The sequence below is a fragment of the Knoellia sp. S7-12 genome (assembly GCF_040518285.1).
Lineage (GTDB): Bacteria > Actinomycetota > Actinomycetes > Actinomycetales > Dermatophilaceae > Knoellia.
Map to the genome: position 1 here is coordinate 2,493,636 of NZ_CP155449.1, position 12,543 is coordinate 2,506,178.

The 12,543-nt window shown below is 68.4% G+C and carries 12 protein-coding genes; 5 read left to right on the top strand and 7 right to left on the bottom strand.

What is annotated here, in order from left to right:
* Positions 1-156: 156 nt before the first annotated feature.
* Positions 157-1,377, top strand: coding sequence for a PHB depolymerase family esterase (locus tag V6K52_RS12020; protein WP_353950348.1), 1,221 nt, complete (start codon positions 157-159; stop codon positions 1,375-1,377).
* A 5-nt stretch (positions 1,378-1,382) separates the two neighbouring features.
* On the opposite strand, the gene V6K52_RS12025 is transcribed toward V6K52_RS12020, so the two are convergent.
* Together V6K52_RS12025 and V6K52_RS12030 are read right to left on the bottom strand one after the other, a co-directional pair.
* A complete protein-coding gene (locus tag V6K52_RS12025; RefSeq protein ID WP_353950349.1) occupies positions 1,383-2,474 on the bottom strand; it encodes a glutathione S-transferase C-terminal domain-containing protein in 1,092 nt (363 codons plus the stop codon).
* A 2-nt stretch (positions 2,475-2,476) separates the two neighbouring features.
* Complete coding sequence (locus V6K52_RS12030) at positions 2,477-3,850, bottom strand: dipeptidase (protein WP_353950350.1); 1,374 nt, start codon at positions 3,848-3,850, stop codon at positions 2,477-2,479.
* 119 nt (positions 3,851-3,969) lie between these two features.
* On the opposite strand from V6K52_RS12030, the gene V6K52_RS12035 reads away from it, so the two are divergent.
* Positions 3,970-4,551 carry a DUF3043 domain-containing protein gene (locus V6K52_RS12035; protein ID WP_353950351.1) on the top strand — a complete coding sequence of 194 codons (582 nt, stop codon included), beginning with the start codon at positions 3,970-3,972 and terminating at the stop codon, positions 4,549-4,551.
* Here V6K52_RS12035 and V6K52_RS12040 read toward each other — a convergent pair.
* From V6K52_RS12040 to gcvT, 3 genes are read right to left on the bottom strand one after another with little or no spacing between them, the layout of a single operon-like run.
* A complete protein-coding gene (locus tag V6K52_RS12040; RefSeq protein ID WP_353950352.1) occupies positions 4,548-4,763 on the bottom strand; it encodes a hypothetical protein in 216 nt (71 codons plus the stop codon). The genes V6K52_RS12035 and V6K52_RS12040 overlap by 4 nt on opposite strands.
* Positions 4,760-5,284: an OsmC family protein gene (locus V6K52_RS12045; protein ID WP_353950353.1), complete on the bottom strand. Its 525-nt coding sequence runs from the start codon at positions 5,282-5,284 to the stop codon at positions 4,760-4,762. Before V6K52_RS12045 ends, V6K52_RS12040 begins: the two co-directional genes overlap by 4 nt.
* Before the next feature lie 30 nt (positions 5,285-5,314).
* Positions 5,315-6,427 carry a glycine cleavage system aminomethyltransferase GcvT gene (gene gcvT, locus V6K52_RS12050; protein WP_353950354.1) on the bottom strand — a complete coding sequence of 371 codons (1,113 nt, stop codon included), beginning with the start codon at positions 6,425-6,427 and terminating at the stop codon, positions 5,315-5,317.
* A 101-nt stretch (positions 6,428-6,528) separates the two neighbouring features.
* On the opposite strand from gcvT, the gene V6K52_RS12055 reads away from it, so the two are divergent.
* A complete protein-coding gene (locus tag V6K52_RS12055; protein ID WP_353950355.1) occupies positions 6,529-8,061 on the top strand; it encodes a leucyl aminopeptidase in 1,533 nt (510 codons plus the stop codon).
* Between the two features lie 117 nt (positions 8,062-8,178).
* Here the strand turns inward: V6K52_RS12055 and V6K52_RS12060 are convergent, their stop codons facing one another.
* Both V6K52_RS12060 and V6K52_RS12065 read right to left on the bottom strand, forming a co-directional pair.
* Entirely contained in the window at positions 8,179-8,331 is a 153-nt protein-coding gene (locus tag V6K52_RS12060) for a DUF5302 domain-containing protein (RefSeq protein ID WP_353953773.1), read from the bottom strand.
* A gap of 245 nt (positions 8,332-8,576) precedes the next feature.
* A complete protein-coding gene (locus V6K52_RS12065; RefSeq protein WP_353950356.1) occupies positions 8,577-8,906 on the bottom strand; it encodes a hypothetical protein in 330 nt (109 codons plus the stop codon).
* Between the two features lie 201 nt (positions 8,907-9,107).
* On the opposite strand from V6K52_RS12065, the gene lpdA reads away from it, so the two are divergent.
* Positions 9,108-10,487 (top strand): dihydrolipoyl dehydrogenase, encoded by a 1,380-nt coding sequence (gene lpdA / locus V6K52_RS12070; protein ID WP_353950357.1) that lies wholly within the window; start codon positions 9,108-9,110, stop codon positions 10,485-10,487.
* A gap of 39 nt (positions 10,488-10,526) precedes the next feature.
* On the top strand, positions 10,527-12,533 hold the full coding sequence (gene sucB / locus V6K52_RS12075) for a 2-oxoglutarate dehydrogenase, E2 component, dihydrolipoamide succinyltransferase (protein ID WP_353950358.1): 2,007 nt from the start codon (positions 10,527-10,529) through the stop codon (positions 12,531-12,533).
* The last annotated feature ends 10 nt before the right edge of the window (positions 12,534-12,543 follow it).

The window sequence follows — 12,543 nt, forward strand, 5'->3', positions numbered from 1 at the left end:
GGTCACCCAACTGCCTCTTGGGGGCCCTCATGGTGCGCGGGCCCAGCCACCGTTCGCGAATCATGGGCGCTGCACCCACCGTTCGATGGAGCGAGCCTCACTAACGTCACCGGGACCAGGGCACCAACGACGATGCCCGGAACCCGGGAGACCGACATGGTTCGCACCCACAAGCTCCTTCGCTGGACGACCGCACTGGCGGTGGCCGCCGCAGCAACGTTGGGAGTGGTCCTGGCGCAGACAGCATCAGCAGCCACCCTGCAACAGGTCCCGTCGTTCGGGTCCAACCCCGGCGCCCTGACGATGTGGAGCTACCGACCGGACACTGCGTCAGCCGGCGCTCCCCTGGTCATTGCCCTGCACGGCTGCACCCAGGACGCCAACACCTATCTCAACGGCTCGGGGTGGCGCGACCTCGCGGATCGCCGTGGCATCACCGTGGTCCTCCCGCAGCAGGGCACGGCCAACAACTCGAGCAAGTGCTTCAACTGGTTCCAGGCCGGGGATGTGACACGCGGTCAGGGTGAGGTCGCTTCGATCGCGTCGATGGTCCAGCACGCGATCACGGCGTATTCCGCGAACTCGAGTCGCGTCTATGTCACCGGACTCTCCGGTGGAGGTGCCATGACGGCCAGCATGCTCGCGGCATACCCCGATCTGTTTGCTGGAGGTTCGGTCAACGCTGGCGTCGCGCACGGGTGCGCAACGACTGTGACACAGGCCTTTTCGTGCATGAACCCGGGCGTGGACAAGACGCCTCGCGCATGGGGAGACCTTGCCCGCGCGGGGTATGCCGCGTGGTCCGGTCCTCGTCCCAAGGTCGCCATCTGGCACGGCCAGTCTGACACGACGGTGGCCCCGATGAACGGTCGCGAGCTGCGCGACCAGTGGACCAATGTCGCAGGCGTCGCCCAATCCCCCACTGCCACAGGCTCGCTGGGATCGGGCGTGAACTGGTCGGAGTACGGCGGTGGCGCGGTCCGCCTCACCGAGATCGCCGGGATGAGCCATGGCACGCCCGTCGACCCCGGCGCCGGTCCGACCCAGTGCGGCACGGCAGGCGCCTACTTCATCGACACGGTGTGCGGCGCCTACTACGACGCGCAGTTCTTCGGGATCATCGGTGCGTCGCCGTCGCCGACTCCCACCCCAACACCCACCACGTCCACGACTCCGACGCCGACTCCCACACCGACCGCCACGAGCACACCGACGTGTGTCACGGCCACGAACTACGCCCACGTCCAAGCGGGGCGCGCAAGACACCAGGGCGGTTACGCGCTCGCCCTCGGTTCGAATGACAACCTGGGCCTGTACAACACCTTCTACACGTCAACGGTGCGCGAGACGAGTCCCAACTACTGGCAGAAGTGCTGACGTGCTCAGAGGGTGATGAGGCCCTCGACGCCAACGTGCGGGTTGTTGCCCGGCGCGACGCGTTCGGCCTCGGGCGGCGGACCGGGCGGGGTGCCGTCACCGAACGGGCGACCCCCGAGCGACTCACGCCCGTGCGGCGTGGCCCATTCCGACAGGTCGGGTCCGAGCGGCACGACGCCGGTGGGGTTGATGTCGCGGTGGACCTCGTAGTAGTGGCTCTTGATCTGGACGAAGTCGGTCGTGTCGCCGAACCCCGGCGTCTGGAACAGGTCGCGCGCATAGGCCCACAGCGTCGGCATCTCGGCGAGCTTGGTGCGGTTGCACTTGAAGTGACCGTGATAGACCGCGTCGAAGCGCGCGAGCGTCGTGAAGAGCCGGACGTCGGCCTCGGTGATCGTGTCACCGACGAGATGGCGCTGTGAGGCGAGACGCTCCTCGAGCCAGTCGAGAGCGGTGAACAACCGGTCGTATGCCGCGTCGTAGGCCTCTTGTGTCCCAGCAAAACCGCAGCGATAGACGCCGTTGTTGACCTCGGTGTAGACGCGCTTGTTGACCTCGTCGATCTCAGCACGCAGGTGCTCGGGATAGAGCTGCGGCGCGCCAGGGCGGTGGAACTCGGTCCACTCACCCGAGAAGTCCAGCGTCATCTGCGGGAAGTCGTTGGTGACGACTCCCCCGGTCGGTACGTCGACCATGGCCGGGACGGTGATGCCCTTGGGGTAGTCGGGGAACCGCGCGAGGTAGGCGTCCTTAACGCGCGGGATCTGCAACACCGGGTCGAGGCCACCGGGGTCGAGGTCGAAGGTCCAGGAGTTGGCGTCGTGCGTCGGTCCGCAGATGCCCATGGAGATCGCCTCCTCGAGACCGAGGAGTCGCCGGACGATGATCGCCCGGTTGGCCCACGGGCAGGCACGCGCGACGACGAGGCGGTAGCGGCCTGCCTCGACCGGCCACTGCTCACCGCGGCGGGTGATGCGGTCCTCGATGTAGGCCGTGTCTCGCTCGAAGGACGGCTCGACGTAGGAGCCCTGCGAGGACCCTGCGCCCCTGGTGTTGTCGGCGTTCGCCTTCTCGGAACCAGCGTTGGGATTCGACATCGTCAGGCCCTCGGCATCGCGCCGAGGCGGGCGAAGAGCGCGGCTTCCGCGACGCACACCTTCTCGAACTCACCCAGGTGAAGTGACTCATTGGCGCCGTGGGCGCGGGTGTCTGGGTCCTCCACGCCGGTCACGAGGATGGCGGCGTCGGGGAAGCGCTCGGCGAAGGCCGCAACGAACGGGATCGAGCCGCCAACGCCGATGTCGACCGGTTCCTTGCCCCACGCGTCGGCGAACGCCGCCCTCGCCTGGTCATAGACAGGGCCGCTCGCGTCGGCGGAGAAACCTGAACCCTGGTCGTCAAGGGTGACCTCGACCTTGGCTCCCCACGGAGCGTTGTCACGCAGGTGCTTCTCGAGTGCCGCGAACGCGTCGGTCGGCACCTCGTCGGCGGCGATGCGCATGGAGAGCTTGGCCGAAGCGGTGGGGGCGAGAGTGTTGGAGGCCTTCTCGACCGACGGCGCGTTGATGCCGATCGTCGTCAGCGAGGGCTTGGTCCACATCCGTGAGAGCAGCGAACCGGAGCCAATGGTCGACACCCCCTCGAGCAGGCCCGATTCCTCACGCAGCCGATCCTCGGAGAACTCGAGGTCGGCAGCCTCACCAGACTTGAGTCCGGGAACCGCGACATTGCCCTCGTCGTCGTGGAGCGTGGCGATGAGCCGGATGAGGGCCGTGATCGCGTCGGGGACGGCGCCACCGAACATGCCCGAGTGGATGCCGTGGTCGAGCGTCGACACGGTGACGACGACTCTGACGAGCCCGCGCAGGGTCGTCGTGAGGGCCGGGGTCCCGATGTCCCAGTTCGTCGAGTCGGCGAGCACGATGGCGTCGGCCTTCAGCTTGTCACCGTGGCGCTCGAGGATCGTCATGAGCGAGTCGGAGCCGACCTCTTCCTCACCCTCGACGAAGACCGTGACGCCGACCGGCAGGTTGCCCGAGTGGGCGCGCAGGGCAGCGATGTGGGCCATGATCCCGGCCTTGTCATCTGCGGCGCCGCGGCCATAGAGGCGCCCGTCGCGCTCGGTCGGCTCGAACGGGGCACTGTCCCAGTCGGCGTCGTCGCCGGGCGGCTGCACGTCATGGTGCGCATAGAGCATCACCGTCGGCGCGCCCTCGGGACCGTCGATGTGACCGATGACGGCGGGAGCCCCGCCCTCTCGCACGATCTCGACCTCGAGCCCCTCGGCCCGCAGCAGCTCGGCGGTCGCCTCCGCCGACGCGTCGACGTGGCTCTGGTCGAACGCCGGCAGCGAGACACTCGGGATGCGGGTCAGCGCTTCGAGGTCGGTGCGCAGCTGGGGCATGAGGCGGGTCACGGTCTCGCGCAGCGCAGAGAGCTCAGTCAGGGCGGTCGGGATGCTTGAGTCAGTCACTCGGTCGACCCTACTCAGGGCCGACCGACGATGTCAGCCCGCATGACCTCACCGACCACCCAGAGACATGTAGGAACCGGTCGGACGAAGGACCCAGCCCGGCGGCATACACTCAGCCGGTGTTCGGACGCAGCAAGACCACCAACGAAAAGCTCACTGAGCAGGCAACCATTGCTGCCCGCGAGGGCGCCAAGAACCGCCCCACGCCCAAGCGGCGCGACCAGGAAGCAGCCCGCAGGCAGCCCCTCGTCGTCAAGGACCGCAAGGCCGCCAAGGGCGCCGACCGCACCAAGCGTCGCGAGCAGCTCGCGAAGCAGCGGCAGGCAATGCTCACCGGCGACGAGACGCACCTGCCGGCGCGCGACAAGGGACCGGGCAAGCGCTTCATCCGCGACTACATCGACGCCCGTTGGGGTGTCGCCGAGTTCATGCTGCCCGTCATGCTCATCGTGCTGGCGTTGTCGTTCGTGCGTCAGTCGTGGGCAATGCTCATCGTCTTCGCGCTCGTCTATGGACTCATCGCCGCTGCTGTCATCGACACGTTCCTGGCCTGGCGTCGGATCAAGAAGAAGCTCGCCGCGAAGTTTGGCGAGAACGCGGTCCAGCGCGGCGACGGCTTCTATGCCGCGATGCGCTCGTTCCAGATGCGCCGCACCCGTATGCCGCGTCCGATCGTCAAGCGCGGCGCCTACCCCAGCTAGACAGAAGCGTCGAGGGGCATCGGGCCGTAGATCTTCTCGCCGTCCCGGTGCAACGTCACTGCGGCGATCCCCGCCTCGGCCAACTCACGCCACACCTCGCCGAACCAGTTCTCGGCGTCGGACTGCGTCGGGAACGCCGTCTCGGTCGTGGGCTCGCCCGTCACGGCTGCTCCAGCGGCGTCCTCGTAGGTCCAGGTCCAGGCTTCGGTCATGTCAGGTTCTCCTCGTGCGGTGCGACCACAGCGGTCTCCGTGGTCTCTGCGGTCTCTGCGGTCTCTGCGATTTCAATCGTCGGCTCGACGACGATCTCGGTCCTGAGCGAGTTGGCGATGAAGCATCCTTCATGGGCCTCGTGCATGAGCTCCTTGAAGCGGCTCACGTCGCTCCCAGGGGCGACCAACACCTTGGGGCGCAGCGTGATTCGCGTGAGCCGCATCGGCTGTGAGTCGGCCGGCATGACACCCTCGGCGTCGTCGGTGTAGTCGAGCACGTCCAGCTTCGCGGTCGCCGCGACATGAAGAAAGGCCAGGAGCTGGCACGAGCTGGCCGCCAGGACGAGGAGCTGCTCCGGGTTGGCCCGGGACGCGTCGCCGCGGAAGTGCGGGTCGGCGCTCAGGGCAAGGGGTTCCGTCGCCGGCGGGACGCTGCCGTCGTGATCGCGCGTGTATGCCGTGTAGCCACCACCTGTGGAGCCCTCCCACGCGATCGTGGCCCGGTAGGCGTGGTCACCCATGCGTCAGTCCTGGCCTCTCGACAGTCTTCGTCAGTTCTCGCGGACGCCGACCTCGACGAACGGCGGCTTGGTCACCGTCGCCGGGACCTCGCGACCACGCACGTCGACGACGACCTCGTCGCCGATCACGACGGAGCGATCGAGCTGAGCCAGCGCGATGCCCTCCTTGCGGGTCGGACTGAAGGTTCCAGACGTCACCTCACCGACGACCTCGCCATCCTTGAGAACGGAGCAGTGGGCGCGCGGGATGCCGCGACCGGTGACGACGAGACCGCGGTTCAGCCGGGACGTCTTCGCGGCACGCTGCTCGGCCAGCGCGTCCTTGCCCCAGAACGCGTCCTTGTCCCAACCGACGGCCCACGCGGCACCGGCCATGACCGGGGTGATCTCGGTGCTGAGGTCGTTGCCGTGCAGCGGATAGCCCATCTCGGTGCGGAGCGTGTCGCGCGCGCCGAGACCGGCCGGCATACCCGACTGGTCGGCAACCGCGGAAGCCAACGCGTCCCAGAGCGAGCCGGCCGCGTCCCATGCGGGGACCAGCTCGTAGCCGCGCTCCCCCGTGTAGCCGGTGCGGCACACGATGACCGGCAGCCCTTGCCACTCCGTCTCGACGAACGACATGTAGTCGTGGTCGACGGGCAGGCCGAGTGAGGTGAGCACCTCGTCGCTCTTGGGACCCTGGACGGCGAACACGGCATACGCGTCATGGAGGTTCTCGACCGTGATGCCCACGGGGGCGGCGGCGCGCAACAATTCGACGACGGCGGTCGTGTTGGCGGCATTGGGGATGAGGAAGACGTCGTCCTCGCTGCGGACATAGGCGATGAGGTCGTCCACGACACCACCGTCGTCCTGGCAGCACAGGGTGTATTGAGCCTGACCCGGACCGATGCGGCGCAGGTCGTTGGTGAGGCAGCTGTTGACGAAGTCGAAGGCCGTGACATCACCCGAACGGCCGCTGACGCGAGCCTTGCCGAGGTGACTCACGTCGAAGAGTCCGACGCGCTCGCGCACGGCTGTGTGCTCGGCGACGACGCCACCACCGGGGTACTCGATCGGCATCTCCCACCCGCCGAAGTCGGCCATTTTGGCGCCGAGCGCGACGTGCCGGTCATGGACGGGTGAGTGCAACAGATCGGTCATGACGGCACGCTATCGCGTGGCCCGGATCACGGTCGCGGCTAGGGTGCGTGGCAAAGGGGCGACGATCTCGCCTGTCCGGACCGATCCCAGGAGAAACCGCAGTGCCCAACCTGAACCTCACCACGCGCGACGCCGCGACCCTCAAGGTCGACGCTCTCGTCGTCGGCTCCGTCTCGACCGATTCAGGGGCCGCGCTCGCCGCGGGTCACGGTCTGCCGGCCGCCGCCGCCAAGCACCTTGCGTCCGTGCTCGCTGACCTCGAGGCCAAGGGCAAGCCGAGCGAGACCGTTCGCGTCGTGGCCGTGCCCGACGTTGCCGCCACCGCGGTCGTCGTCGCCGGACTCGGTGCCGCTGACGACGTCACACCTGACGTGCTCCGTTCCGCTGCCGGCTCAGCCCTGCGTTCGGTCGCGACCAAGTCGTCGGTCGCCATTGCGCTGCCCACAGCCAACGAGGGTGCGCTCGCGGCTGTCGCCGACGGTGCGTATGCCGGGTGCTACACCTTCGATGCCGCCTCCACCAAGGCGTCGACCGGGGCACAGACAAAGAAGGCTCCGTCCAAGAAGGCAAGCTCGGGACCCAAGATCACCGTCGTGTCGACGCTCGGCCAGGGCAAGGCCGTGAAGTCGGCTGTGGAGCGCGCGGCCGTCATCGGCTCCGCCCGCGACCTCGCCCGCGACCTCGTCAACATGCCGCCGAACCTGCTCACCCCGCAGACCTTCGTCGATCACGTCAAGGCTGTCGTCGCGGCGTCGTCCGGCAAGGTCACGATCTCGGTCCTCGACGAGAAGGCTCTCGCCAAGGGTGGCTTCGGGGGCATCGTCGGCGTCGGACAGGGGTCGGTCAACCCGCCACGCATCGTCACGATGAGCTACTCCCCCAGCGCATCTCGCACGGGCAAGAGCCCGTCGGTGGCTCTCGTCGGCAAGGGCATCACCTTCGACTCGGGCGGCCTGTGCATCAAGCCGGCCGGCAGCATGCTCACGATGAAGTCCGACATGGCGGGCGCTGCTGCTGTGGCAGCCACCGTCATCGCCGCGGCCGAGCTCGGTGGCCCCGTGTCCGTCACGGGCTACCTCTGCCTCGCCGAGAACATGCCGAGCGGCACGGCCCAGCGCCCCGGCGATGTCGTGACGATGCGCAACGGCACGACCGTCGAGATCATCGACACCGACGCCGAAGGCCGCATGGTCCTCGGCGACGGACTCTGCCTGGCCAGCGAGGCCAAGCCGGATGTCATCGTCGACATTGCCACCCTCACCGGTGCGCAGATGGTCGCCCTCGGCAGCCGCGTCGCCGGCGTCATGGGCAACGACGACACGTTCCGCTCCCAGGTGGTCGACGCCGGTGGCGCCGAGGGCGAGGACTCGTGGGCGATGCCGCTGCCGCGCGAACTGCGGACCGGTCTCGACTCCGTCGTGGCGGACCTCCAGCACAAGGCCGACCGTTGGGGCGGCATGCTCACGGCCGGACTCTTCCTCCAGGAGTTTGTCGGCGAGGACATCCCGTGGGCCCACGTCGACATCGCCGGCCCTTCCTTCAACGAGAAGGCCGCCGACGGCGCCATCCCCAAGGGCGGCACCGGCTACGGCGTCGCGACCCTCGTGCGTCTCATCGAGAGCCGCACCGCCTGACCGATCACCCCAACCCCCACACCTTTCCCGGGTCACCCGGAAAACGGGTCCGGAGCAAGAGAACTGTTCTCTTGCTCCGGACCCGTTTTCCGGGGGCGGCGGGAAAGGGGCCGCGGGTCAGCCGGACTTGCGGCGGAACATCTGGTCACGCCCGGAGGTCTCGGGGCCGTGACCGTGGTCGACCTTCCCCTGATCCGTCGTGCGTTCGGAGACGTCAGCGCCGCCGTGGGCGTGCTTCTTGTCCAGGGCCTCGCGGAACTTCTTCTTCATGTCCTCGCTCGGCGTCGGACGGGAACTCTTTGACTCGGACACGGGTCCTCCTGGATCGGTGGTGCGGTCGCCCTCACTCTCGCACGCCGCGCCGCACGACGGCCACAGGCTTTGCGCCAGCCGGAACTGGCCATCGGCCAGACGCCGGGCGCGGATTCCCGTCTTGCACGGCGACCGTCGAGGGCTCGCCTCCCTCCCGGACACGCCCTGCACTCGCGAACTCTGAGCCCGCTCCGTTCGCGTGATCAGCGGCCGCGCTGGCGAGCGTTCCAGTCGCGCATCCGTTGTGGATAGCCCGTCTGGTTGACGTCGTAGGTCGGCAGGTGCAGATCGGTCGCGAGCTTGAAGGCGTCCGCGCGCGAGGGAACCGCGCGCCGCGTCCACTCGCCGTCGTGCGCGATGAGGATGACGGTCGTAGCCGTGACGTGGGTGGCCGGCTCGACGAAGGCCTCCACGCCGCGACGGCTTCGCGCGAACTCCTCGAAGTGCGAGCGCGCCCTGCGGACGTCGTCCTTGGAGGGCGCCGCAGCACCCGTCGCGGGCACCCCGCCCTTTCGCCGCCTGAACCACGCCATGGCGCCACGATACGGAAGAGCGCTGGAAGGTGGGTGTGAGTTCGCTGGGTAGTCGAACGGCATACCGGATCCATGACAACCAGAGCCGGACCTCGTGTGACGGCGGACACGGTGCAATGACAGGATGGGCGCCAACTGGCGCGGCGTCGGCGAGACCCGCTGGCACGCGCCCTCGGACACAACCCAAGGGAGCAGTTCGCGATGCCGGCCACCGCCGAGGACACCTACGACGTTGTCATCCTGGGAGGCGGAAGCGGCGGCTATGCCTGCGCCTTCCGCTCGGCGGAGCTGGGGCTCCGCGTCGCTCTCATCGAGAAGGCCAAGCTGGGTGGGACTTGCCTGCACGTTGGTTGCATCCCCACCAAGGCCCTGCTCCACGCCGCCGAAGTCGCCGACACCGCCCGTGAGGGCGAGCAGTTCGGGGTGCGGACCACGTTCGAGTCAATCGACATGGCTGGCGTCAACGCCTACAAGGACGGCGTCGTCGGCCGCCTCTACAAGGGACTCCAGGGCCTCGCGAAGTCCCACAAGGTGGACATCATCGAAGGCACCGGTCGGCTCGTCGACCGCACCACTGTCGAGGTCGACGGACGCCGGGTCACCGGGCGCAACGTCGTCCTCGCGACCGGCTCCTACCCCAAGTCCCTGCCCGGCCTCGAGATCACCGGTCGGATCATGACAAGTGAGCAGGCGTTGCAGCTCGACCACGTCCCCGACCGCGTCGTCGTCCTCGGTGGCGGCGTCATCGGAGTCGAGTTCGCGTCGGTGTTCCGGTCGTTCGGCTCCGAGGTCACCATCGTCGAGGCGCTCCCCCGACTGGTCGCCGCGGAGGACGAGGCCGTGTCCAAGGTCCTTGAGCGCGCCTTCCGCAAGCGCAAGATCACGGTCAAGGCTGGTGTGAAGTTCGCCGGTGCGACGCAGGACGGCGACGTGGTGACAGTCTCCCTCGAGGACGGCACAAGCATCGACGCCGACCTGTTGCTCGTCGCGGTGGGTCGTGGCCCGGTCACCGACGGGCTCGGCTTCGCCGAGGCCGGGGTGAGCATCGACCGTGGCTTCGTCACGACCGACGATCGCCTTCGCACAGGTGTCGACGGCGTGTATGCCGTGGGCGACATCGTTCCCGGCCTCCAGCTCGCGCACCGCGGCTTCCAGCAGGGCATCTTCGTCGCGGAGGAGATCGCCGGGCTCTCGCCGGCGCCGATCGTCGAGTCCACGATCCCTCGCGTCACCTACTGCAACCCCGAGATCGCGTCGGTCGGACTCACCGAGGCCCAGGCCCGCGAGGTGCACGGGGAGATCGAGACCTACGAATACAACCTTGGCGGCAACGGCAAGTCCCAGATCCTCCAGACAGCGGGCTTCGTCAAGCTCGTGCGCTCCAAGGATGGACCAGTCGTCGGCGTCCACATGATCGGCGCAAGGATGGGTGAACAGATCGGCGAGGCCCAGCTCATCGTCGGTTGGGAAGCCCACCCCGACGATGTCGCCCCGCTCATCCACGCCCACCCCACCCAGAACGAAGCACTCGGCGAGGCCCACCTGGCGCTTGCTGGCAAACCGCTGCATGCTCACAACTAGAGTTGACGAGAAGCCACCGTCGATAGGAGAACAGACACCATGTCCGAACGTGTGACCATGCCCGCCCTCGGCGAGTCCGTGACCGAGGGCACCGTCACCCGGTGGCTCAAGAACGTCGGTGACCAGGTCGAGGTGGACGAACCGCTGCTCGAGGTCTCGACCGACAAGGTCGACACCGAGATCCCCTCCCCCGTCTCTGGCACGCTCCAGGAGATCCTCGCCGAGGAGGACGAGACGGTCGCCGTGGGCGCCGACCTCGCCGTCATCGGCGACGGACCCGCCGAGGGCGGCGACGATGCCGCGCCCGCCGAGCAGCCCGCCGAGGCTCCGGCCCAGGACGCGCCGGCCGAACCCACCGCCGATGCCGAGGACAACTCCGGCGAGACCGGCGACGGCGACGCTCTCGACTCCCCGGCCGACCGGGACGAGGTCGCCGCAGCTGGTGACGAGGGTGGCCAAGAGCCTGCCGCCCCTCACACCGACGCACCCGCCGAAGCTGCACCGGCAGAGTCCGCCCCGGCTGAGGCGGCACCTGCCGCGTCCCCGGCCAGTGGTGGCGGCGGCGGTGGCGGTGGCGGTGGCGGTGGCGGTGGCACGACCGTGACGATGCCGGCCCTCGGCGAGTCCGTGACCGAAGGCACGATCACCCGTTGGCTCAAGGCCGAGGGTGACGAGATCGCCGTCGACGAGCCGTTGCTCGAGGTCTCGACCGACAAGGTCGACACCGAGATCCCCTCCCCTGTCGCAGGCACCCTGAGCAAGATCCTCGTCCAGGAGGACGAGACAGTCCCCGTGGGCGCCGACCTCGCCGTCATCGGTGGAGACGCAGCTGGAGCCGAGTCCGCTCCGGCCGCTGAGGCTGCACCGGCCCCTGTTGAGGAGCCGGCAGCCGCTCCGGAGGCGGAAGCTCCGAAGGAAGAGGCCCCAAAGGCGGAGGCTCCGAAGGAAGAGCCTGCCGCCGAGAGCAAGGCTCCGGAGCAGGCACAGGCCGTCGAGCAGGCGGTTGCTCCTGACGAGCCCGCCCCGGCGGCCAAGCCACAGCCCGCTGCTCCCGCTGCTCCTGCACCGGCAGAGCCTGCGGCCGCGAACACCGAGTCGCAGGACGCGTCGGCCTACGTCACTCCGCTCGTGCGCAAGATCGCGAACGAGAACGGCATCGACCTCGGGTCCATCACGGGCACCGGCGTCGGTGGCCGCATCCGCAAGCAGGATGTCCTCGCGGCCGCCGAGGCGGCCAAGGCTCCGGCCGAGGCCCCTGCTGCTGCTCCCGCTCCGGACGGTGCCGCCACCTCGGCAGCCCCGAGCAAGGGCGCTGCAGTCGACACCAGCCTTCGCGGCACGACCCAGCCCATGACGCGTCTGCGCAAGATGATCGCCAAGCGCATGGTCGAGTCCTTGCAGACCTCGGCTCAGCTCACGACGGTGGTCGAAGTCGACGTCACCAAGATCGCGCGTCTGCGTGACCGCGCCAAGGCTGACTTCGTTCGGCGCGAGGGCAGCAAGCTCAGCTTCCTGCCGTTCTTCACGCTCGCCGCGATCGAGGCTCTCAAGGCCCACCCGACGGTGAATGCCAGCATCGACGGCGACAACGTGACCTATCACGGCACCGAGAACGTCGGCATGGCGGTCGACACCGCCAAGGGCCTCCTCGTGCCGGTCGTCAAGAATGCCGGCGACCTCAACATCGCCGGGCTGTCGCGCAACATCGCCGATCTCGCGGAGCGCACGCGCACCAACAAGATCATGCCCGACGACCTCGCCGGCGGGACGTTCACGATCACCAACACCGGTTCGCGTGGAGCCCTGTTCGACACGCCGATCATCAACCAGCCTCAGGTTGCCATCCTGGGCACCGGGGCCGTCGTCAAGCGACCGGTCGTCGTCAAGGACGCCGATGGTGGCGAGACGATCGCGATCCGCTCGATGGTCTACCTCGCGCTCTCCTACGACCACCGGATCGTCGACGGCGCGGATGCCGCCCGCTTCCTCACCACGGTCAAGGAGCGCCTCGAGGAAGGCGCCTTCGAAGCGGACCTGGGTCTCTAGAGACTCTGAC